The organism is Paraburkholderia sediminicola (genome assembly GCF_902859805.1).
Classification (GTDB): Bacteria; Pseudomonadota; Gammaproteobacteria; order Burkholderiales; family Burkholderiaceae; genus Paraburkholderia; species Paraburkholderia sediminicola.
This window is the reverse complement of the sequence record NZ_CADIKC010000006.1, coordinates 342,026-364,319: the sequence shown is the minus strand read 5'-3', so window position 1 is coordinate 364,319 and position 22,294 is coordinate 342,026. Positions and strand designations below refer to the sequence as shown.

Annotated in this window: 23 protein-coding genes; 15 read left to right on the top strand and 8 right to left on the bottom strand. The window is 61.5% G+C overall.

Translation table 11 applies throughout. From position 1 onward, the window contains the following. Positions 1-6: 6 nt before the first annotated feature. Genes R8871_RS22570 through R8871_RS22555 form a run of 4 tightly spaced genes read right to left on the bottom strand, consistent with a single transcriptional unit; the run spans position 7 to position 2,657 of the window. Positions 7-480, bottom strand: a complete 474-nt coding sequence (locus R8871_RS22570) for a nuclear transport factor 2 family protein (protein WP_175052443.1) — start codon at positions 478-480, stop codon at positions 7-9. A gap of 28 nt (positions 481-508) precedes the next feature. Continuing rightward, on the bottom strand, positions 509-1,339 hold the full coding sequence (locus R8871_RS22565; protein ID WP_175052442.1) for an SDR family NAD(P)-dependent oxidoreductase: 831 nt from the start codon (positions 1,337-1,339) through the stop codon (positions 509-511). Further along, the gene (locus R8871_RS22560) at positions 1,336-2,235 is read right to left on the bottom strand and encodes an NAD-dependent epimerase/dehydratase family protein (protein WP_175052441.1); all 900 of its coding nucleotides are present in this window, start codon (positions 2,233-2,235) and stop codon (positions 1,336-1,338) included. Before R8871_RS22560 ends, R8871_RS22565 begins: the two co-directional genes overlap by 4 nt. 32 nt (positions 2,236-2,267) lie before the next feature. Then, on the bottom strand, positions 2,268-2,657 hold the full coding sequence (locus tag R8871_RS22555) for a nuclear transport factor 2 family protein (RefSeq protein WP_175052440.1): 390 nt from the start codon (positions 2,655-2,657) through the stop codon (positions 2,268-2,270). A gap of 194 nt (positions 2,658-2,851) precedes the next feature. On the opposite strand from R8871_RS22555, the gene R8871_RS22550 reads away from it, so the two are divergent. Continuing rightward, positions 2,852-3,745 carry a LysR family transcriptional regulator gene (locus tag R8871_RS22550; protein ID WP_175052439.1) on the top strand — a complete coding sequence of 298 codons (894 nt, stop codon included), beginning with the start codon at positions 2,852-2,854 and terminating at the stop codon, positions 3,743-3,745. Between the two features lie 60 nt (positions 3,746-3,805). Here the strand turns inward: R8871_RS22550 and R8871_RS22545 are convergent, their stop codons facing one another. Together R8871_RS22545 and R8871_RS22540 are read right to left on the bottom strand one after the other, a co-directional pair. Further along, the gene (locus R8871_RS22545) at positions 3,806-4,573 is read right to left on the bottom strand and encodes an SDR family oxidoreductase (protein ID WP_175052438.1); all 768 of its coding nucleotides are present in this window, start codon (positions 4,571-4,573) and stop codon (positions 3,806-3,808) included. 192 nt (positions 4,574-4,765) lie between these two features. After that, a complete protein-coding gene (locus tag R8871_RS22540) occupies positions 4,766-5,653 on the bottom strand; it encodes a LysR substrate-binding domain-containing protein (RefSeq protein ID WP_175052437.1) in 888 nt (295 codons plus the stop codon). 215 nt (positions 5,654-5,868) lie between these two features. Between R8871_RS22540 and R8871_RS22535 the strand changes: the two genes are divergently transcribed. The 4 genes from R8871_RS22535 to R8871_RS22520 all read left to right on the top strand — a co-directional run bounded on the left by R8871_RS22535 (position 5,869) and on the right by R8871_RS22520 (position 10,094). Further along, positions 5,869-6,861, top strand: a complete 993-nt coding sequence (locus tag R8871_RS22535; RefSeq protein ID WP_246287646.1) for a polysaccharide deacetylase family protein — start codon at positions 5,869-5,871, stop codon at positions 6,859-6,861. Next, positions 6,858-7,778 carry a polysaccharide deacetylase family protein gene (locus R8871_RS22530; protein ID WP_175052436.1) on the top strand — a complete coding sequence of 307 codons (921 nt, stop codon included), beginning with the start codon at positions 6,858-6,860 and terminating at the stop codon, positions 7,776-7,778. Before R8871_RS22535 ends, R8871_RS22530 begins: the two co-directional genes overlap by 4 nt. Continuing rightward, positions 7,775-9,169, top strand: coding sequence for an MmgE/PrpD family protein (locus R8871_RS22525; protein ID WP_175052435.1), 1,395 nt, complete (start codon positions 7,775-7,777; stop codon positions 9,167-9,169). Before R8871_RS22530 ends, R8871_RS22525 begins: the two co-directional genes overlap by 4 nt. 70 nt (positions 9,170-9,239) lie before the next feature. Beyond that, positions 9,240-10,094 carry an ABC transporter substrate-binding protein gene (locus tag R8871_RS22520; RefSeq protein ID WP_246287645.1) on the top strand — a complete coding sequence of 285 codons (855 nt, stop codon included), beginning with the start codon at positions 9,240-9,242 and terminating at the stop codon, positions 10,092-10,094. A gap of 10 nt (positions 10,095-10,104) precedes the next feature. Here the strand turns inward: R8871_RS22520 and R8871_RS22515 are convergent, their stop codons facing one another. After that, positions 10,105-10,983 carry a LysR substrate-binding domain-containing protein gene (locus R8871_RS22515; protein ID WP_175052434.1) on the bottom strand — a complete coding sequence of 293 codons (879 nt, stop codon included), beginning with the start codon at positions 10,981-10,983 and terminating at the stop codon, positions 10,105-10,107. A gap of 112 nt (positions 10,984-11,095) precedes the next feature. Between R8871_RS22515 and argH the strand changes: the two genes are divergently transcribed. The 4 genes from argH to R8871_RS22495 all read left to right on the top strand — a co-directional run bounded on the left by argH (position 11,096) and on the right by R8871_RS22495 (position 15,149). Next, the gene (gene argH, locus R8871_RS22510; protein ID WP_217468908.1) at positions 11,096-12,529 is read left to right on the top strand and encodes an argininosuccinate lyase; all 1,434 of its coding nucleotides are present in this window, start codon (positions 11,096-11,098) and stop codon (positions 12,527-12,529) included. Positions 12,530-12,576: 47 nt separating this feature from the next. Then, a complete protein-coding gene (locus R8871_RS22505; RefSeq protein ID WP_217468907.1) occupies positions 12,577-13,431 on the top strand; it encodes an amino acid ABC transporter permease in 855 nt (284 codons plus the stop codon). A gap of 32 nt (positions 13,432-13,463) precedes the next feature. Continuing rightward, positions 13,464-14,228 carry an amino acid ABC transporter ATP-binding protein gene (locus tag R8871_RS22500; RefSeq protein ID WP_175052432.1) on the top strand — a complete coding sequence of 255 codons (765 nt, stop codon included), beginning with the start codon at positions 13,464-13,466 and terminating at the stop codon, positions 14,226-14,228. Positions 14,229-14,309: 81 nt separating this feature from the next. After that, positions 14,310-15,149: an ABC transporter substrate-binding protein gene (locus R8871_RS22495; RefSeq protein WP_175052431.1), complete on the top strand. Its 840-nt coding sequence runs from the start codon at positions 14,310-14,312 to the stop codon at positions 15,147-15,149. 149 nt (positions 15,150-15,298) lie between these two features. On the opposite strand, the gene R8871_RS22490 is transcribed toward R8871_RS22495, so the two are convergent. Beyond that, entirely contained in the window at positions 15,299-16,219 is a 921-nt protein-coding gene (locus R8871_RS22490) for a LysR family transcriptional regulator (RefSeq protein WP_175052430.1), read from the bottom strand. A gap of 130 nt (positions 16,220-16,349) precedes the next feature. On the opposite strand from R8871_RS22490, the gene R8871_RS22485 reads away from it, so the two are divergent. The 6 genes from R8871_RS22485 to R8871_RS22460 all read left to right on the top strand — a co-directional run bounded on the left by R8871_RS22485 (position 16,350) and on the right by R8871_RS22460 (position 22,279). Continuing rightward, positions 16,350-17,099 carry an SDR family NAD(P)-dependent oxidoreductase gene (locus R8871_RS22485; RefSeq protein ID WP_175052429.1) on the top strand — a complete coding sequence of 250 codons (750 nt, stop codon included), beginning with the start codon at positions 16,350-16,352 and terminating at the stop codon, positions 17,097-17,099. Positions 17,100-17,151: 52 nt separating this feature from the next. Further along, positions 17,152-17,691: a carboxymuconolactone decarboxylase family protein gene (locus tag R8871_RS22480; protein ID WP_175052428.1), complete on the top strand. Its 540-nt coding sequence runs from the start codon at positions 17,152-17,154 to the stop codon at positions 17,689-17,691. 173 nt (positions 17,692-17,864) lie between these two features. After that, positions 17,865-18,200, top strand: a complete 336-nt coding sequence (locus R8871_RS22475) for a YbjQ family protein (protein WP_175052427.1) — start codon at positions 17,865-17,867, stop codon at positions 18,198-18,200. Between the two features lie 192 nt (positions 18,201-18,392). After that, entirely contained in the window at positions 18,393-19,244 is an 852-nt protein-coding gene (locus R8871_RS22470; protein ID WP_322789522.1) for a hypothetical protein, read from the top strand. A gap of 204 nt (positions 19,245-19,448) precedes the next feature. Further along, positions 19,449-20,507 carry an ABC transporter substrate-binding protein gene (locus R8871_RS22465; protein WP_175052425.1) on the top strand — a complete coding sequence of 353 codons (1,059 nt, stop codon included), beginning with the start codon at positions 19,449-19,451 and terminating at the stop codon, positions 20,505-20,507. Positions 20,508-20,581: 74 nt separating this feature from the next. Further along, on the top strand, positions 20,582-22,279 hold the full coding sequence (locus R8871_RS22460; RefSeq protein WP_175052424.1) for a GMC family oxidoreductase: 1,698 nt from the start codon (positions 20,582-20,584) through the stop codon (positions 22,277-22,279). Positions 22,280-22,294: the final 15 nt, after the last annotated feature.

Here is a 22,294-nt window from a genome sequence, read left to right as displayed (position 1 = left end):
ATTCGCCTACGATTTGACGCTCTCGCTGCCCGCAACCGGTGTCCAGTTGACGAGCGGCGTGAGGAAATGAAGGTCGAAACGGCGTTCGACGAACGCCCAGCGACCGTCGCGACGTTCAAAGCGGTCGTGGTAGAGGCCGCTGATTTGCACCGGACCCAATTCGACGTGGGTGCACAGGCAATCGACGGCAGCCCGGCCGGTCGCCGTATCGCCGTCGATATCGATCATTGGGTTGGCCATCCAGTGATGCATGTGGGGCATCTTCTGCCAGTTCAGCCGGGCTGATTCGAGAATCGCTTCGACACCTTCAAAGTTGCCGAAGGCGTCGCCGAGCGACAGAAGCGCGCCCTCATGCCATATGCTGTGCAAAAGTTTTTCGTCATGGCTGTCGAAGGCTTGTGCGTATTCAGCGATCAGCCGTTCAAGAGCAAAACGGCTCTCCAGTGCATCGAGCCTTGAGTCCAGAGTTTGAACATTCATGAATGAAATGTTTCCTGTGATGGGCGATTTAGAAGTCGGTGGAGCGGGACAGCGCGCGCCAGCGCTCCACCTCGACGGCAACGCCTTTGAGCTTGTCGTCTACAACCTTGAGCGCATCGGCTCCGGCGACGAAGCGCAGCGGCGGGTCCGTTTCGTTAGCGAGCTGAACTAGCGCGCGGCCAAGTTTGTCGGGGTCGCCGACCTGGTTGTGATTGCGCGCTTCGAACACCGCATTGGCCTTGGCCCGGAAATCGGCGTAGTCATCCAGAGCGTGCGTGCCGCGTTTTAACGAACGGTCGTCGAGAAAGTCGGTGCGGAACGCGCCTGGCTCAACGATGGTGAGCTTTAAACCAAAGTCCGCGATTTCCTGCGCAAGAGCCTCGGAGAATCCTTCGATGGCGAACTTGGTGGCCGAATACATCGAGGCGCCACGAACGCCTTTGAATCCACCATTCGAAGACATGTTGATGACGAGCCCTGCACGTTGCCGGCGCATCACCGGCAATACCGCCCGGGTAACGTTGAAGGTGCCGAATACGTTGGTGGCGAACTGGCGTTCGATCGCCTCGGGCTCGATTTCCTCGAAGGGTCCGAATTGACCATAACCCGCGTTGTTGACCAGTACATCGATGCGGCCAAAACGGGTGAGCGTGGCTTCCACGGCAGCCTCGGCCTGCGCCGCGTCGCGAATGTCCAGTTGCGCTGTCAGAACGTGCGCTGCGTTCGCTGCATAGACCTGCTGCAGTCGGTCAAGGTCGAGATCGGTTGCAACTACGACGTCGCCTGCAGTCAACGCTGCCCGCGCAATGCCGGCGCCGATGCCACCGGCGCTGCCGGTGATGAACCAGACTTTGCTCATAGCGGCATGTCCTCTTCAATCCAGGTCAATGCCGACGTATGACGTGGTGTCCAGCCGAGCTCCTTGCGGGCACGCTTCGCGCGCACACGGCTATTCGAGCCGAAGGTATAGTGCGCATGGACCTTGCCCCAACGCTCGGTAGCTTGCTCCACGGTCCATGATTGAGCCGGCGCAAGCTTTAGACGCCGCGCGATAGCAGCGCCAATTTCACCGAACGACGCCTCGCCGTTTTCGATGAAATAGAACGCGCCGGCCGGTGCTTTCTCCAACGCGAGCAGATAGAGTTCGGCGACGTCTTCAATATGGACGTTCGACCAGCGATTCACGCCCTGTCCGACAATGTGCACCACACCGCCTTTGCGCGCGTCGTCGACCAGAAACGGGATCTGCACGCTGCGCGGATTGAGCCCAGTGCCGCTGCCGTAGATGTTGCTCGGGCAGATCACCACGGCGCGCACACCTTCCGCGGAGGCGGCCAGCACCCGCAGTTCAATGTCGCGACGGGGTTGCTTGACTGGCTCGACGACCATCGGCGTGTCTTCGTCGTAGATAGCTTCGGAAACGCGATTGCCCAATGCGTCATCGCCGATCACACTCGAACCGCTGGTGTGCAGCAATGGCTTGCCGGAGCCCCGCAGTCCTTCGAGAAGGGCTTCGATCGCCGGCCGATGGTCGCTGTCGGCAGCATGAATCACACCCTCCGATTGCTGCGCCTCACGCGTCAGCAGACTGCTGTCTTCGAGGCTGCCGATCACGGGTTCGATACCCAGTGCCTTCAACGCATCAGCTTTGCTTGCGTCGCGTATCAATCCACGAACGCTGTGGCCTGCGGCGAGAAGACGGCGAGCGACAGTGCCGCCGACGAAACCGCTGGCGCCAGTAATAAAAATGTTCACAATCTGTTCCTTTGGATAACGTAGTTAACGGCTCAAGCCGGCAGCAAGGTAGTCTGGTGCGCGACAAGCCGCCATGTTTCCTGCTCGCGGCGCCACACCACCATGAAGAGCGAATGGAGACTCCGTTCTGTTCCACGCACCGTTGCTTCCATTTTCAGAGCGCCGCTCGCGACGAACGATTCATCGCCAAGGGGCACGACGGTCTCGATGCGGCTATTGGCGCTTCGGTAGATCACCGTGCCCGCCCGGACGGCGTCGAGATAGTTCGTCTTGTCGTCCTTCAGGCCGCTCGAATGCACGAATTGCAGATCGTCGGAAAGAAGATCGGTTAGCGCGTTAGCATCCGCATTCAGCAGTAACTGCCATCGTGTGTCTTCGAGCTTGTGTGCGAGATCGAAAAAGTCGGGTCCGGTTGTCATCATGCGTTCCTGTTCAGGCAGCGGTGCGCTACCGCTGCATATTCAATTCGACGGAAATAGAGGTCGTGACCTCTACGAGGCAAAGCGTTCGCGTCGTGCCTGCCATGCAAAAGTAACGGCTTTTCAGGCTTGAATTAAGTAGGTTAGAGTTCCCGATAGAGCGGACAATGTGTCCGCGTAATGGATGCTGCGAGACTATGGATAGCGTTGCGCTTAATGTGTTTGTTCAGGCCGCCGAGACACGCAGCTTTGTCGCTGCCGGCCGCATTCTGGGTATTTCCGCTTCTGGTATTGGTAAAAGCGTGACTCGTCTCGAGCAGAGTCTCGGCGTCAGGTTGTTTCATCGAAGCACACGTAGCGTCACGCTGACGGCCGAGGGCGAGATGTTTTTCGAACGCGCGCGGCGCATCCTGGCGGAGTTCGACGCGGCGCAGGCCGAGTTGTCCGAGGCATCGGCGGTCCCCAAGGGGCGGCTGCGCATAGGCTTGCCTATGATCAGTGAGCCCTTTCTACCTGTGCTCGCCGATTTTCAGCGGCGTTATCCCGCGATCGAACTCGATCTCGACTTCGACAACCGGAAGGTCGATGTGATCGAAGAGGGTTACGACGCGGTCGTGCGCAGTGGCGACGTTGAGGATTCCCGGTTGACCTCACGGCGATTGGGCTCTTTCCGAATGCTGCTCGTCGGCGCGCCGGACTATTTCGAACGCTGCGGGAAGCCGGCGCATCCGGGAGAACTCGCCGAGCACGCCTGCATTCAATTCCGCATGCCGAACACGGGCAAACTGCAGGTCTGGCAACTGCGGCACGACGCCGACGAACCCGAAGCGCAACTCGCCACGACGGTGACGTGCAATACCAATGAGGCGCGCCTGTGCTTCGCGCTGGAAGGTCTCGGCATTGCCTATATGTCGGACTTCACGGTGCGCGACGCCCTCAATGACGGCAGGCTGGTGACGGTTCTGGACGACTACACGACCGACCACAACACCTTTCAACTGTTGTGGCCGTCCGGCAGACATATCACGCCAAAGCTACGAGCGTTCATCGATTTCATCAGTGAGCACGTGCCGCTCGAGAAGTCGCGTTAAATCGCAGACGAGCGGTGCATGTCGTAACGAAAACGTTCCCGGAGTAGATCGCCCAGCGATCTACCAGACCGAGTCGCCACGAATCACCGCATCGGCGCCGCCGTCGATGAAAATAGTCTGGCCGGTCATATGACCGTTCTTTTCGCTGGCGAGCCAGGCAAGGAACTCGGCCGCCGCTGCGGGCTCGTACGGACCGCCGAGTGGCATCGGGGTGCCGGCGCTAACAGCGCGCTTTTTATCGGGGTCTTCGAAAAGTCGCGCCAGCAATTCGGTCTTGACGAGTCCTGGCGCAAGCGCATTCAGCGGTATCCCCGAGGCTGCCCAGTCCGCACTGATCGCACTGCGCCGGATCCATCGTGATAGCGCTCGCTTGGTGGTCGCGTAGACGTAACTCGCGTCTCGTGCTCGCTCCAATGCCTGTTCTTCCGTGCCGTTGAGCAGCATGTTCAGGAGTTGCTCATCGTGAGGATGGACGGAGGTAATCCAGGAGACCGCCACGGCGCGAGGAGCCGACGATTTCAGCAGCAGTGGCCGGAGCCCTTGCAGCGTCGCCACGGCGCCGTAATAGTTGATTGCAGCGGTGGCGGGGCCCGCAATATCGACACCTGCCACGGCGAGAACGGCGTCGATCGAACCACCGCTTTGTCTCGTCACCTGCTCGACGAGCGCAGTGCGTCCTTCAGGCGTACCGAGGTCCGCAACGACTTCGGCATTGCGAATATCCGCGCCAATCACACGATGACCCTGTGCTTCGAGTAGCTGCCTGGTGGCCAGGCCAATGCCGGATCCTGCACCTGTAATGACGTAAGTTCTGAACGTACTGGACATACTGAGTTCTCCATTCAAGACGGGCTACGAGGGCGTACCAGCGCATGCACAAACCCGTAGCCGGGGTCGGTTTGCATGTCGCAAAGGTAGCGGCTTAGCCACGAAAGATGAAGAAGGGTGCGGTTCCTGACAGTGCGGACAAGTTGTCCGAACCGATGCCGCGTGCATGTGAAACACGCGCACTGCTGCGGACTACGCCGCAACACTCGCCTGCAACCACCGAAGAAGCGGCTTCAATTTCTCGCGATATTCATTGCGCGGCGGATGCACCAGATAATATCCAGCCCCGGTCTCCACTACTCGCCTGAACGGCGTCACCAGTGAGCCGCTGGTGAGATTCTCTCCGACCAGGTTCAGATCCCCCAGCGCCACACCCAACCCACGTGCCGCAGCGCTGAATGCGAGGTCCAGCGTGTCGAACACCTGCTCCCGATACGTATGTGCGGCAAGGTTGCCTTCCTGCTGCAGCCACAAAATCCAGCCGCGCCGGCCGAAGCTGGAATGCAGCAACGTGTGGTGTTTCAGATCTTCGGGTTCCACGAGCGGGGGTGTGCCGCTGGCGATCTGCGGCGAGCAGACCGGCGTCAATCTCTCGCGCATCAGACAGGTGGCTTCCAGTCCTTCCCAATTGCCGGTTCCGAACAGGATCGCGGCGTCGAGCGTGCCTTCACCGAAATTGGTCGGCAGGAACCATGCGGTGTCGATATTCAACTGCGTACCTGGAACTTCAGCGTAGAAGTCGGTCAGGCGCGGCAACAGCCAGCGCGCCGCCAGCGTGGGCGTGACACGCAGGGTAATGGTCTGGCCGCCGGAGTTGGTGATGTGCATCGAGCGGCGCGCGGTTGCCAGCAATTCTTCGACGATCGGCACCAGCCGTTGGCACTCCGCAGTCTGCACGACCATGCGGGTGTGCCTGACGAACAGCGCGCAACCGAAATACTCCTCGATCTGCTGGATATGCCGGCTCACCGCGCTCTGGCTGAGAAACAGCTGTTGCGATGCAGCCGTGAAATTGCCGCAACGAGCCACCACCAGCAGGGTTTGCAGCACGTTGAAGGGAGGATAACGTTCGATCTTCATTTATGCACAACTCGCATGGTAACCATGAGATTTTACCGTTTGTGGCCGGAAAATTGGCGTTCTTAAATCCCTTCAACAAGTCCGGATTTCCATACCCGAAACAGCCTCGCCGGGAGTGCCACGCGGCCAGCGCCAAGGATCGGGTTTGCCTTACCCAGCGGGCAGAAACACCGGATCGACGCCGTGTCGAACAATGCGTTCAAGGGAGTTTTCGTTTGATCCGATCTACCGTCACATTGCCCTTGCAACAGGGTATGCGAGCGTCGCAAAGCCATGCACACGGTGCAAGTGCGTCTGAGGAATCGGGCAACGTTTCCCGAATGGCGTATATCGAGCGCGAGCTGACTCTGAGCGCGCCGCGCTGGCCGGAAGGACACCGTTCCTGCGTCGCGCTCGCGTTCGATCTCGACGGCCCGACCGGCGATGCGATGCTCAACGGTTCGATCTGGACCAACCCGTCGTATTTCACCCTGGGCAGTTACGGCCCGTGGCGTGCGCTTGGCCGTCTGCTCGATATGCTCAACGAGCGGCGCGTGCCGGCGACCTTCTTCGTGCCGGCCTGGGTGGTCGAAAACTGGCCGGATCAATGTGCGGCGATTATCGCGGGCGGCCACGAGATCGCTTACCACGGGTACCGGCACGAGGCCTTCTGGACCTTGGATCGCGACGGCCAACGCGCCGTGATGGAACGCTCAGCGGAAGTCTTCGCCAGGTATCTCGGCATGCAGCCGGTTGGTTTTCGCACGCCGTCGGGCGACTGGGGGCCGGACACAATTCGCGTATTGATGGAAGCCGGCGTGCGCTATTCGAGTTCGATGCGTGGCGACGATCGTCCTTATCTGCTGCACGCCGAGGGTATCGCCGAGCCCATGGTTGAAATTCCGGGCCGCTGGGAGCTCGACGACTATGCGTCGCTGGCTTATCACCGCAACCCGGATTTTCCGGCGAGCCTCGATCGCATTGCCAGCTATGACACGACGCTCGACAACTGGCGCCGTGAATTCGACGGCTCGCATCGCGACGGACTTTGCCTGACCACGCTATTTCATCCAAAAGTGTCCGGCAAACCCGGCCGGATTGCGCTACTGGAAAGACTGATCGATCACATGCAGGCACAAGGCGACGTATGGTTCGCCACGTGCCGCGACGTCGCGCAATGGTGGCTCGATAACAATACGTCGGGACACGCGCAGGAGTTCAGCGCATGAATGCACTTCACTGGCCACACAACGCGCGCTGCGCGGTGGTCGTCACGGTCGACTTCAACGACGAACACGGCATCCTGACTCAGGAGCCGCGTATCGCGGGTCGCGAGAAATCGCTTTCGGTCTGGCGCTATGGGGCGAAGCGGGGCGTGGATCGCGTGCTCGACGCGCTCGATGAGTTCGATGTCCGCTCGAGCTGGTTCCTGCCCGGACGCGTTGCCCAAACCCACACGGATTTGCTGCATCGTATCGACGCGCAGCAGCACGAAATCGGCACAAGCGGATTTCGCTGTGAGAACTTCGACACCCTCACGTTCGATCAGCAACGGCAAGCGTTTCTCGCGGGCCAGCAAGCGCTCGTCGACACGCTCGGTCGGCGCGTGCAGGGTTTTCGTTCCTTCACCGGCAATTGGGCGCCAGGTTTCGCGGACTTTCTGCGCAGCGAAGGCGTCACATGGTCGTCTTCATGGCGCGGCGACGATCTGCCGTATTTCCATCTGCCTGATGCCGACGCGAACGCTGGTAGGGTCATGGCGAGCGACACGCCGCCGCTGATCGAACTGCCGCTTCACTATGAACTCGAAGACGAGCCGTACTTCGTCTATAACCTCTCGCCTGCAGTACCGGTTGGACAGCCAAGGATCCCCTCATATCGGGAAGTGCTGGCGAACTGGAAGCAGGATTTCGCGGCGTTCCGCCGCTTCGGTTTGTGCTTTGTGCTGAGGCTGCATCCGGAGCTCATCGGTACAGCGGGACGTATTGATGTGTTGCGCGAGTTGCTGGCGGAGATGCGTTCGCACGACGACGTGTGGTTCGCGACCGGCGCGGAAGTGGCGGACTGGTGGCGCCAGAATGTCGACGGTAACGAACCCGGTCATCCGGTCGACGTTTTTGCACGGCATCGCGAGGCTGCACGATGAGCGCGCGTGATCTTTCGCTGTCGGAGCAACTGGCGGCATTCGTCGCCGGCGTACCCAACGATGCACTGCCTGCTGCCGTCGTCCATAAGGCCAAGCGCCATATTCTCGACACGCTCGGCGCGTCGCTGGCCGGTGCCGCGGCTATCGAGTCGCGCAGCGCGCGGGCGGTCATGTCCGGCGACGGACCCGGTGTCGCGCAGGTCTGGGGCACGCGGCAGTCGCTCGGCCCGCGCAACGCGGCCTTCGTCAACGGTGTCGCCGCGCATGCATTGGAACTCGACGACTCCGGCGGCTGCGATCATTCCGGCGCGGTCGTGCTGCCCGCCGCATTCGCGGCGCTTGCCTGCTCATCGCGCCCGGTGTCGGGGCGAGAGTTTCTTGCGGCCGTGGTGCTCGGCTACGACGTTGGCCGACGAGTGCTCGAAGCGTGCGGCGGATATTCGCCGCACAACGCACGCGGCTGGCATTCGACCATGACCTGCGGCGTGTTCGGCGCGGCGGCGGCAAGCGCGCGCCTCCTTGGACTCGACGCCGTGCAAACCGGCGCGGCGTTCGGCCATGCGGGTAGCTTCAGCGGCGGCCTGTGGGGTTTCATTCACGACGCGTCGCAAACGAAACGCATGCACACCGGCCGCGCGGCTGAAGGTGGATTGCTGGCGGCATTGCTGGCGCGTGAAAACGTCAGTGGCCCGACGCAGGTATTCGCGGACGTGTGGGGCGGCTTCTTCAACGCGTTCGCGCCCGACACGCAGAAGCCCGAAGCCTTGCTGCACGAACTGGGCGACACGTGGAAGATCATGCGTTGCTCGATCAAGCCACACGCATCGTGCCGCAGCACACATGCGGCAGTCGATGCCACGCTCGATCTACTGCGTGACATCAGATTTGACCCGGACAGGCTCTCCAGCGTGCACGTCAGATTGAGCGCATTCGTCGAAGGCATGTGCGGTGGCCGCGACTTGCGCAACCTGGCCTCGTCGCAGATGAGTTTGCCGTATGCAGTCGCTTCGGTGCTGGTCTATGGCCACGCGGGAATTGCCGCTTATCTCGAGGCTGCGCGAACCGATCCGCGCATGGCCGCGATGATGGAGCGCATCACACTCGAAGTCGATCTGACGATGTCCGATCTGGACGAACCCATCGTCACGCTCACGATCGCCGATGAGATGCCGCGCTCGCGCCAGGTGCTCACGCCGCTCGGCGATCCGCGCAATCCGTTGTCGGATGCAGACCTGCTGTCGAAGTACCACGCGCTGGCCACCATGACGCTCGACGACACGTCGGCAAACGCGCTTGCCGATGCCGTACTCGATCTGGACAATCTCGCCGACGCGCGCACGCTTCTATCGTGGCTCGGCGGCGATGCCGAGGCCACACCCGTGCTGCGGTAGCGCGACAGGCCACAACGGAAACTCAATAGTTTTGATGACAAGCGTTCAATTCTTTAAAGGTATGTTCTCCATGTCCAAGCCGAACCCGCTGCGCGCTGCGTCCCGTTTGATGGCAGTCTGCCTGTCGACATTTCTCTTCGGCGCTGCTGCTCATGCGCAAGCGTTGCCTGATTCGATCGCCAAGGCCAAGGTCATCAAGGTCGCGGTCAACTCGATCTATCCGCCGATGGAATACAAAGACCCGGAGAGCGGCGAGTTGACCGGCTTCGATATCGACCTCGGCAATGCGATCGCGAAGCAACTCGGCGTCAAGCTGGACTGGCAGGAGTCGGCGTTTGAACAGTTGCTGCCCTCGCTCGCGACCGGGCGAGTGGACATGGTGCTGAGCGGATTGAGCGACGTGCCGGGGCGCCGCGATGCAGCAGACTTTCTCGACTACCTGAATTCGGGCGCGCAGTTCTACATCCTGACGGGCGCGCATGGCGGCGAGATCCGGCAGTCGGCGGATCTGTGCGGAAAGTCGGTCGGTACGAGCCGCAGCACGTCGTTCCCGGCGGACACCGCGGCATGGAGTGTGAAGAACTGCGTCGGCAAGACGCCGATCACGGTGGTGGGTACGGAAGACACGTCATCTGCGCGTATGCAATTGAAGCAGGGGCGAATCGTGGCGGGCGTGCAGGGCAGCGAAACCCTGCCATACGCAATGAAGCTCGAACCGAACACCTACAAACCGATTGGCGAACCGTTCGCCGCCTCACCTGAAGGGATCGCCTTTGCGAAATCCAATCCGAAGCTGCGCGATGCGGTGCGGGCCGCGCTCGACAAGCTGGTCGCCAACGGCACCTACAGTGCGATCGTGGCGAAGTGGGGCCTGCAATCGAGCGCGGTTCAGCAGGTGACGATGAACGGTGCGAAGGATCATTGAAGCAGCCGGATCACTCGACGTTTTCGCTCAGCCACATGGCGAACGCCGACACGAGCGGCGTATCGGACAACTCCTGCCGGGACACCAGGTAATACGCGTGTCGAGACGGGACGGTGATGTTGAACGGCCGGATCAGCGTGCCGTCCATCAGGTCGTCCCGCACCGAGAAACTGTCGCCGAGCGCCACGCCCTGACCGTGAATCGCTGCTTCGATACCGATATGCGCATTGCCGATTTCCAGAATCCTGATGCCCTCGAGTTTGTCCGCCGATGCATGTGCGAGCCATCGCATCCACGATCCCGAGTGCTCGCAAAACAGCGCTTTGCCCGCGAGGTCCTCGGTCTTGCGGATCGCATTGGGACCGTTCATCAAGGCGGGGCTGACCACCGGAAACAGTGCGGGATGCGTAATCAGCGTGACGTGACGATCGCGCCAGCGGCCTTCTCCGTAGCGCACGCATACGTCGACGTCCGGCGAATACACCTCGCGGTCGTCGTTGGAGGGGATCACTTTCAGATTGATGGCCGGGTACTGGTCGAGAAACTCGCCGATGTGCCGGGCCATCCAGCGCGACGTGAACAGCAGCGGCGTGGACACGACGAGATCGCCGGCCATCTCCGGTGAGTCCAGTTTGACCACGGCGTTGGCGATCATGTCGAAGGCGTTTTTGACGGGCTGCAGCAAGGCCTCGCCTTCGCGCGTCAGCTTCACGCGCGCCTTTGATCTGACAAACAGCGTGACGCCGAGTGACTCTTCGAGAATGCGGATCTGATGGCTGACCGCGCTGGCGGTCACGTGCAGCTCCTGCGCGGCGCCGGCCACGCTCGAGCGCCGCGCGGCGGCCTCGAACGCGCGGAGTGGATTGAGCGGTGGCAGACGGTTTCGCATGAGGTGGGGCGAGATGCTGAGAAAAATTTCATTTGAACGGAATTTAATTCTCGCTACAAGAAGAAAAACTGGATACGTACAGTAGGGTCAATTTAACTGAGGGCTGGCAGCGATGAACATTTCTGAACCGATCGAGCGTTTGTGGGGTGGGCGTTTCAAGACGGGGCCGTCGGCGGCGCTGAAGGCGCTGTCGCGCTCGGACCCGAGCTTCTTCCGGCTCGCGCCTTACGATCTGGCCGGTTCCCGCGCGCATGCACAGGAGCTGCGCCGTGCGCAGATCCTGACCGAGGAAGAACTGCAGCAACTGCTGGGCGAAATGGACACGTTGCAAGCGCAGTACCTTGCAGGCGAGATCGGACCGTCGCAGGATGACGAGGACGTGCACACGTTCCTCGAGCGCGAATTGACACAGCGTTTGGGCGCCACCGGCGGCAAGCTGCGCGCGGGCCGCTCGCGCAACGACCAGGCGGCCAACGACCTGCGCCTGTTTCTGCGCGACAAGGCACGCACGCTGACGCACGCGGTGATCGATTTGCAGAACGCACTGATCGAACAGGCCGATGCGCACACCCGCAGTGTGACGGCGGGCTTTACTCATCTGCAGCCGGCGCAACCGGTCGTGTTCGCGCATCACTTGCTGGCGCATGCGCAGTCGATTTACCGCGACGTCGATCGTCTGGTGGACTGGGACCGGCGCAGCGCGCGCTCGCCGCTGGGCGCGGCAGCGCTGGCGGGCTCGGCGATCTGCGTGCGCCCAGAACTGTCGGCTGTGGAGCTAGGCTATGACGCGCCGTGCGAGAACTCGATCGACGCGGTCGCCTCGCGCGATCACGTGGCGGAGTTCGTGTTCATTGCGAGCATGCTGTCGGTGAATCTGTCGCGGCTGTCGGAGGAAGTGATCCTGTGGACGACGCGCCAGTTCGGCTGGGTCGTGCTGGACGATGGCTACGCCACGGGCAGCTCGATCATGCCGCAGAAGAAGAACTCGGACATCGCGGAGCTCACGCGCGGCAAGGCGGGGCGGCTGATCGGCAATCTTGGCGGCTTGCTGGCGACGTTGAAGTCGCTGCCGCTCGCGTACAACCGCGATCTGGCGGAAGACAAGATCGCCGCGTTCGACAGTATCGACACGCTGGAGTTGGTATTGCCGGCAATGGCTGGCATGATCCGCACGATGCAGGTGAACGTGGCCGAGATGCGCCGCCAGGCGCCGCTAGGATTCACGCTCGCCACGGAGGTGGCCGACTGGCTCGCGCTGCGCGGTATTCCGTTCAGCGAGGCGCACGAGATCACGGGCGCGTTGGTGAGAACGTGTGAAGAGCAGGGCATCGAGCTGGGCGAGGTGTCAGTGGCGACGTTGGCGCAGGTGGATGCGCGGCTGGAAGCGTCGGTTCTGGAACACGTCACGCTCGACGCGGCGGTGGCCGCGCGCAGCGGCTACGGCGGCACAGCGCCGGCTCGCGTGGAAGAGCAGATCACCCGGCTGCGCGCGGCGATCGACCGGCAGACTGCGTGGGCGGCCGACTACAGGGGGCCATCATGGTAAGCGTTTCCAACGATCGGGCGGTACTGCCCGCGGAGGCTCAGAAGCAGATGACAGAGACGAATGAAGACGTCACCGACATTTCGCATCTGGAGCATGTTCGGCGCCGCTACTGGGGCCGTTATGTAGCCTCGGCGGCGATCATCGCGGTGATCGGGTATGTGGTGCTGGCGTTCGCGCATGGGCAGATCGAGTGGAGTTACGTCGCGCGCTTCCTGACGGCGCGTTCGATCCTGACCGGCCTCGTCAACACGATCGTGATGACGGTGCTGGCAATGATGCTGGGCGTGGCGCTCGGCGTGATCACCGCGCTCATGCGGCTGTCATCCAATCCGGTGTTGCAAGCGGTCGCGCAAGGCTATGTGTGGCTGTTTCGCGGCACGCCGGTGATCCTGCAACTGCTGCTGTGGTTTAACCTGGCGCTGGTGTTTCCGTCGATGGGCATTCCGGGCCTGTTCGAATTTCGCACGGTGGACATCATGACGCCGTTCCTCGCGGCGTTGCTGGGTCTGGGGATCAACCAGGGGGCGTACACGTCGGAAGTGGTGCGCGCGGGGCTGTTGTCGGTGGACACGGGTCAGTATGAAGCGGCCAAGTCGATCGGCATGCCGCGGCTGCAGGCGCTGCGCCGGATCATTCTGCCGCAGGCAATGCGGGTGATTGTGCCGCCGATCGGTAACGAGACGGTGAGCATGGTGAAGATGACGTCGCTCGCGAGCGTGATCCAGTACGCGGAGATGCTGCACAACGCCGAGAACATCTACTACGCGAATGCACGGGTGATCGAGCTGCTGATGGTGGCCGGAGTCTGGTACCTGGTGGTGGTGACGGTGTTGTCGTTCGCGCAGTCGCGGGTGGAGCGGCACTACGCCCGCGGGGCGGGACGTGCCTCGGGCCGGCAATGAAGGCGCCGGTGACGACAGGACAAGGAGCCGACATGAATTCAATCGTTCGCGCGGTCGACGTGCGCAAATCATATGGCGAGTTCAAGGCCTTGCAGGGCATCACGCTGGATGTGGCCAAAGGCGAAGTGCTGTGCGTGATCGGGCCGTCGGGCTCGGGCAAGAGCACGTTTTTGCGGTGCATCAACCAGTTGGAGAAAATCAACGACGGGGCGCTGTGGGTGAACGGCGAACTGGCGGGCTACCGGCGGGTGGGCAACCGGCTGCACGAACTGTCGGAGCGGCAGGTGGCGCGCCAGCGTCTGTCGACCGGCATGGTGTTCCAGAAATTCCACCTGTTCCCGCACAAGACGGTGCTGGAGAACGTGACCGAAGGTCCGGTGCAGGTTCTGAAACGGCGTCGCGCGGAAGCGGAAGAAGAGGCGCGTTCGTTGCTCACGCGCGTAGGGCTCGCTCATAAGTGCGATGCGTTTCCGGTGGAACTGTCCGGTGGACAGCAGCAACGGGTGGCGATTGCACGTGCACTGGCAATGCATCCTCAACTGATGCTGTTCGACGAACCGACCTCGGCGTTGGATCCTGAACTCGTGGGCGAGGTGCTGGCGGTGATGCGGGACCTGGCGCGAAGCGGCATGACGATGATCGTGGTGACGCATGAACTGGGCTTTGCACGCGAGGTAGCCAACCGGGTGGTCTTCATGGATCAGGGGCAGGTGGTGGAAACCGGCACGCCTGATCAGGTGCTCGGGCAACCAAAACACAAACGTACGCAGGATTTCATCTCGGCCGTGCTTTCCTGATCACAAGATGATCACAAGATGACACAAGCGCGGGTTCCGCCTGGGACCCGCTTTTCAGATTCTTCTAACAAGCGAGTTTCTATGAACGCGTCCCTTCGTTTGCGTGAATGGTTCACCCTGGTGGTTGGCGTCGTGGCGCTGCATGCACCGCTGCTTCATGCACAAACTGCTCCGTCAATTGGCAAGAGCACGCTCGTCGCGGCGATCGTGCCGAACTATCCGCCGTTCGAATACAAGGACCCGGCCACCGACAAGCTGATGGGCTTCGACGTTGATCTCGGCGAAGCACTCGCCGCGAAGCTCGGTGTCAAGCTTGAATGGCAGGAAACCAACTTCGACCAGATGATGAGCGCGCTGACCACGAAGCGCGTCGACGTGATCCTGTCGGGCATGACCGATCTTCCCGAGCGCCGCGGAGCGGTCAACTTCCTCGACTACATCACGACGGGCCCACAGTTCTATACGGTGAAGGCGCGTGCGGGTGAGTTCGCGACAATGGACGCGTTGTGCGGCAAGACTGTCGGAACGAGCCGCCGCACATCGTTTGTCAACGACACCACAAAGTGGAGCAATGAGCATTGCGTGAAGGCAGGTAAGCCGCCCATCAAGGTAGTCGGTACGGATGGCTCGTCGGACGCGCGCATGCAGTTGCGCCAGAACCGGATCGATGCGGCGGTGCAGGGCGGCGAAACCTTGCCGTACCAGAACTCGATTGAGCAGAACGCGTATGCGCCGATTGGCCAGCCGTTCCTGTCGCAGTACACCGCGCTTGGTATGTCGAAGGACAACGCAGCGCTCAATACGGCGCTGACCAATGCGTTCAATCAACTGATCGCCGACGGCACCTACCAGAAGATCCTGGCGAAATGGGGTTTGCAGCAACATGCTGTGCCGAAGGCGCTCGTGAACGCCGGAACGTGATCGGGGCGTAGGCCTCGCTCAGACCGTTATCACGCTCGATAGATGGTTTGACCGCGCCGCTGGCTCCGGAGCCAGCGGCCCACCCACGGTAGTGGGCTAAACGTTTCGATGCTTCTGAGCCGCTGTCTGCCCGTGCGTGGTGTCGGCTTTCAGCTCTGAGCCATCGCCTTGCCGACATGTTCAGCAAACGCTTTCACCTTGGCCGAATGCCGGCGCTCCAGCGGGCTCACCAGATGGATCGGGATGGGGATCGTGTCCCAGTCCGGCAACATCCGCAGCACTTCGCCACTGGCTAACTCGTCATCGAGCAGCCACGTCGGCGAATAGCCGATCCCCATACCCGCGAGCACCGAGGCACGCATGACCTCGCTGCTGTTGGTTTGCAGATTGCCTTCGACCCGCACGATGCGCGTGGTTCCCACCGGATCTGTCGCGCCGGGCCCCGCCGTAAAGCGCCACGCGTTGCGCATCGCCAGTTCGGTGTAGACGATGCAGTTGTGCTCGACGAGATCGTCGGGAACGCGTGGCGCTTTTGTTCCTTTGGGCAGTGAGCGCACGTAGCTGCGATGCGCCATCAGCATCCGCTGGGCCGTTCCCACGCGACGCGCGATCAGACTGCTGTCCGGCAGATCGCCGAGCCGCACCGCGACGTCGATCCCCTGTTCCACAAGATCGACAAAACCGTCGCTCAGGCGCAGGTCGATCTTCACGCCCCGATGCGCTGCCAGAAACGACTGAACCAATGGCATGAGCTTGAGGCGCCCGAAGCCGACCGACGCCGCGATCCGCAACCAGCCCGTCAGTTGCTGCTCGCCGCGCCGCAGCGCGCCTTCTGCCTCCGCGATCTCCGCGACCAGACGCCGCGCCTGCTCGAAATAGTGTTCACCTTCTTCCGTTAGCGCGAGCGAACGCGTGGTTCGCGTCAGCAGCCGCGCGCCCAGTTCGCGTTCCAGCGCCGCCACCTGTTTGCTCACGGCACTTTGCGTGGTGTCGGCCTCGTGCGCGACCGCGGAAAAACTGCCGGCCTCCACCACGCGCACGAACGTCTTCATTGCCTGCAGCTTGTCCATTTTCGCTCAATATATTCCTGCATGGAATCAGTCATATGAGCATACACCATCTATATCCCCAATCTGGACTCAGTCAAAGTGCAGTCATCGCAAACGCGATTCGATGCAACCCAACCCAAGGAGTACGGACATGAACTCACCCGTCGTTCTTATCACTGGCGCGCTGACCGGCATCGGCCGCGCTACCGCTCTTGCTTTCGCTCGCGAAGGAAACCGCGTTGTCGTCAGCGGCCGTCGCGAAGAGGCAGGTCAGGCGCTTGCCGCTGAATTGCGTGCGCTCGGTGCTGAAGCCGAATTCCTGCGCGCCGATGTGCGTTTCGAAGCCGAAGTACGTAGCGTGGTCGAGCAGACCGTGGCGCGTTTCGGACGCCTCGACGTGGCGGTCAACAACGCAGGCACGGAAGGTCAACTGGCGCCGATCGCCGAACAGACAGCGACCAACTACGAAGACACGTTCTCGGTCAACGTGCTCGGCACGCTGCTGTCGCTCAAGCACGAAATGCGCGTGATGCTGGAGCAGGGCGCGGGCTCGATCATCAATCTCTCGTCGATCGCAGGGCAGGTGGGCATTGCGGGTGCATCGGTCTACGTAGCCAGCAAACATGCGGTTGAAGGTCTCACGAAGAGCGCGGCGCTCGAAGGCGCCGCCGCAGGCGTGCGCGTCAACGCCGTGGCGCCGGGTCCTGTTGCCACCGAAATGCTCGACCGTTTTGCCGGCGGCAGCGAGGAGGGCAAGGCCAGTTTCCTCGCGACGATACCGGCGCGACGCGCGGCGACTCCGGACGAGATCGCCCAGACCATCGTCTTCCTTGCGAGCGACAAGGCGCGCTACCTCACCGGACAGAGCATTGCAGTCGACGGCGCCTATACGGCGCAATGACGCACGGTTTTTTCATTCGACTTCATTCATCTTTTTTACTCAGGAGCATCACATGACCGCCATCAACGTCCCGACACGCGACGAAGTTTCCCCGGCTAACCAGGCCATCTTCGACAAGCTCAAGAGCAGTCTCGGCACAGTGCCTAACCTCTACGCAACGCTGGCCCATTCGGAGCATGCGCTCGGCAATTACCTCGCGTTCCAGAACGCGAAGAGCACGATCGCCGGCAAAGCGCGCGAAATCGTGAACCTCGTCGTGAGTCAGGTCAACGGTTGTGAATACTGTCTGGCCGCCCACACGATGATCGGCAAAATGAGCGGCTTCACCGACGAACAGATTCTCGAAATCCGCAGTGGCAAGGCAAGTTTCGACGCGAAGTTCGACGCGCTCGCGCGCCTGGTGAAGAACATCGCGGTCAACCGCGGGCATGCCGATCAGGCGCTTGTGGATGCGTTCTTCGCTGCGGGCTGGACCAAGGCGAATCTGGTCGACACGATCGTCGTGATCGGTGACAAGACCGTCACTAACTACCTGCACTCGACGACTCACGTACCGGTGGACTTCCCTGCTGCGCCGCAACTCGCTGCATGACAGTTTCAGCCGGGCAGCGCGTGGTGTTCATAAGATGCCCGCATTGCCCGGCTGACTGGCGCGTTACCGTATATCTATCCAGTCAGCAATCCCAGCACGTGCCTCGCTACAATAAAGAGCCTTGAAAGCACTCCCGATGAAACGCAAGCGATCAATCGAGCACGGAGAAGACAATGATAGAACGACACATGGTGACGACAGCGTTTGACCTTCCGGGACACAGGATAGAGCGTTCGTTCGGCATCGCTCGCGGGATCATCGTTCGGTCCCGATCCGTCGTTGGCGCGCTTGGCGCGTCGCTGCAGACGATTTTCGGAGGCAACATCACCCTTTACACGTCGCTGTGTGAGCGAGCACGGCAGGACGCATACGACCGCATGATTGTGCAGGCTGCGGATCTGGGCGCAAACGGCATCATCGGCATGCGGTATGACGCAACCGAGATAGCGAGGGGCATCACCGAGGTGCTGTGTTATGGGACGGCGGTCCACGCGACATTGCTGGTTTGAAGAGCGCGTGGTGATCAGGGCTGCGAACATGACCACGTGGTCATGTAATGCTTTGCGAGTGAAATGAGTTTGTATGCCTACACGAATCGTGGCACGATGGTTTTTTGACCGGGCGTGATTCTGTGCGATCCGCGCCAGTACTGGCGAGTCGCACATGTGTCGACTATACCTATGCATCGCAGGCGTTTTGTATTGGCTGCACTGAGTGCGGCGGGCGTGACGCTCAGTGCGCATGCAGCATCCGCTGATCCATTCGATATCGTTTACCCGCATTACCGCCCCGAAGATCGGGCACGTGCGATCTTCCCCCTGGCGGTGCTCGACCTCGCAATGAAAGCGGCCGGCGCCGATTACGTGGCGCGGCAGGCTGACGTCCTGATGGAACGGGGACGCGCGCTGGCAGAGCTGGCTGGTGGGAGCAACGCCATCAATCTGCTCTGGACGAGCACCGACGCTGAGGCTGAGCGCGGCTTGAACGTGGTACGGATTCCTATCAATCGCGGACTGATCGGTTACCGGATTTTTGTCATACAAAAAGATCGTCAGGCCGATTTCGACAAGGTGGGGAGCCTCGCCGATCTGAAGGCATTGACGGGTGGTCAGGGGCTTGGCTGGATCGACACAAAAATCATGAGAGCAGCCGGTCTGAACATAGACACGGTTCCCTATGAGACCGTGTTCGACATGGTTCAGGGCGGCCGGCTGGACTATTTTCCGCGCGGTGTCATCGAAGCTTTCGCGGAACTGGACGAGCCGCGACACAGGGATCGGAATCTTGTCGTCGAGAAGCGATTGCTTCTGAAATACCGGTCGGACTTTATTTTCTACGTCTCCACGAAACACGCAAGCCTGGCCCAGACCATTAACAGGGGGCTGGAGAAGGCGTATCTCGACGGATCGTTTATGCGGCTTTTCAACTCGCATCCCTACATTCAGGACGGGCTGGTCCGTTCCGACCTCGCGAGCCGCAAGGTCTTCGTCCTCGACAATCCGTTCCTTTCCGAAGCGGATCGCAGGATCCCGGACAAGTACTGGATGAGCTGAGATCGCGCGGGTCCGGCGGCGGGCGTTGCTTCAAGCATCATCGCGGCGGACGGAAGCCGCGGACTGAAGCGGCAGACCCATAACGTCATGTCATGGGCACCACAACAATTGCGGCGTTGTCGCCATTAAATAGACTCACTATATTGGGCTCAATGCGCATTACATCCATGATCTCTTTCGCTTAACCCTTTCGAGGACAAAGTCGTGATCAAGAAGCCCATGTTGCGCCCGCTGGCGGCGGTTCTGATTCTTGGTGTCGCGGGACTGGTGCCTGCGTGTCTCACGCCTGTTTTTGCTGCGGGGAAGATTACCTTTGTTTCTCAAGGCGGCACGTATCAGGAAGCGCAGACCAAGGCGATCCTCGATCCTGCTGCGAAACTGCTGAACATTACGGTGAACCAGGACAGCATCCCGGATGCGTGGCCGCAGATCAAGGCTCAGGCCGCAACCGGCAAGCCGATCTGGGACGTAGTCGATACGCCGACGTCCAATTGCCTGCGTGGCGGCCACGAAGGTCTGTTGGAGAAGCTGGATTTCTCGAAGATTCCGAATGGGGCGGCGATGCCCGAGAAATACCGCACGCCGTATTCAGTCGCCTATGAGTTCTATTCGACGGTGATAGGCTACAACAAGAAGTCGTTAAAGAAAGTGCCGCAGAGCTGGGCCGATTTCTGGAATGTGAAGGGATTCCCCGGTACGCGCGCGTTGCGCAACGATCCGCAGACGGTACTCGAAGCCGCGCTTCTGGCAGACGGCGTGCCGCGCGACAAGCTTTATCCGCTCGATGTCGATCGTGCGTTTAAAAAGCTTCAACAGATCAAGCCGGACGTGACCGTCTGGTGGACCTCGGGCGGACAGTCGGCACAATTGCTGCACGACGGCGAAGTCGACATGACGATGATCTGGAACGGCCGCGCGAGCGCCGTGCGTAAAGACAACCCCGATATCGACTTCACGTTCAACGACGGCATTTTGCAGAACACTCAGTTGTGCGTGCTGAAGAACGCGCCGAACCTCGCCGACGCGATCAAATTCGTCAACGCCGCTGTCTCGCCCGACTTGCAGGCGAACCTGCCGCTGTACATCGACTATGGTCCGGGCAATCCGGCTGCCTTCAAGACCGGCAAGATCGACGCGAAACGCGCGAGTGAGCTGCCGAGCTCGCCAGATAACGCGGCGAAGCAGGCGCTTATGTCGGAGGAGTGGTGGGCCTCGGACGCCGGCATTCAGGCGAAGGCGCGCTGGCTCAAGTTCATGCAGTAAAAGGCGCAGGCCTGTCTGGTCGCGTGGGCTTCCAGGCTCGCGCGCACGTTTTAACGCCCGCGTAACCATCGAATGTGATCGACTATCTGATTCTCGGCGGCGGGTCGGCTGGCTGTGTGCTCGCTGCGCGCCTGTCCGAAGACGCCGGCAAGACCGTCTGTCTCGTCGAGGCCGGCCGCAATATCTCGCAGACAGACATGCCTGCAGCCGTGCGCAGCCGGTATCCCGGCCGTGCTTATCTCGACACGGCGAACATCTGGCAGCGTTTGAAAGCGCGTATGAGCATGTCGGCGACGACACGACGCTACGAACAGGCGCGCCTGCTCGGCGGTGGCTCGGCGATCAACGCGCTGATGGCAAATCGCGGCGCGCCCGCCGACTACGACGAATGGCACGCGCTCGGCGCACACGGCTGGAACTGGAATGCCTGCCTGCCGTACTTCCGAAAACTCGAATCCGATTGCGACTTCGACGGCGAACTGCACGGTAAGAGCGGTCCGGTCCGCATCCAGCGCGCAAAGTGGGCGCAGATCTCGCCCTTCGTGCGCGCGGTGCTCGGCACGCTCGCCGAGCGCGGTCACGTGCGGCGCGACGATCAGAACGGCGCATGGGAGGACGGCACGTTCATCGGATCGATCGCGGTTAGCGAGGCCGGTGAGCGTATCCCGACGTCGGTCTGCTATCTCGACGATGCTGTGCGCGCCCGTTCGAACCTCCAGATCCGCACCGGAACGCTCGTCGAACACGTGATATTCGACGGCACGCGTGCAGTCGGTGCGCGCATCGTCGGCAGCGAGGGCAGGGATGGCGGAGATGGCGCCAGCGAAGAACTGCGCGCTGCGCATGTCATCATCTGCGCCGGCGCGATCCACAGTCCTGCGCTGCTGATGCGAAGCGGCATCGGGCCGGCCGCTGAGCTCGCCGCGTTCGGTATCGAAGTGCGTGCGGACCGGGCCGGCGTCGGCGGCAATCTGATGGAGCATCCGTCGATCGCTGTTTCCGCAGTTTTGCCGCGGACCGCTCGCACACCGTTTCCCGACGAGCATCACGAACAGGCCATCGTGCGCTTTTCGTCAGGCGTTCACGGCAGCGTGCCTGGCGACATGCACGGCGCGATCCTGTCGCGCTCGGGTTGGCATTCGGTCGGCTATCGTCTCGGCACGATCTTCTTCTGGGTGAACAAGTCGTACTCGCGCGGCCGGGTGACGCTTCAGTCGGCGAGTCCGCATAGCGAACCCGCTGTCGATTTCAACATGCTGTCCGATGCTCGCGATCTCGAACGCCTGAAGCGGGCGTTGCGTTTCGGCGCTGAAACGCTGGCCGATCCGATGATGGCGAAACATTGCACGACACACCTGCCTTCGAGTTATTCACCGCGTGTCGCGAGTGTGGCCGTGCCGGGTGCGTGGAATGCGTTACAACGCGGCGTGCTGAGCGCGCTGCTGGACATCGCGGGACCGTTTCGCGCATGGCTCGTGCGGCGCGTGGTCACTCAAGGCGTAACGCTTAAGGATTTGCTCGCCGACGATCGTGCACTGACGCAATTCGTCACGCGTTCGGTGGGCGGCACCTGGCATCCGTCGGGAACCTGCCGGATGGGCGCCGTGGACGATCCGCTCGCTGTCTGCGATGCGCGGGGCGCCGTGTATGGCGTGGACGGGCTTTACGTCTGCGATGCGTCGCTGATGCCGTCGATACCGTGCGCCAACACGAATATTCCGACCATCATGATCGCGGAGCGCATCGCGGATATGCTGCGTGGCCGGGTTTGAACGCTGCGCCGGGCC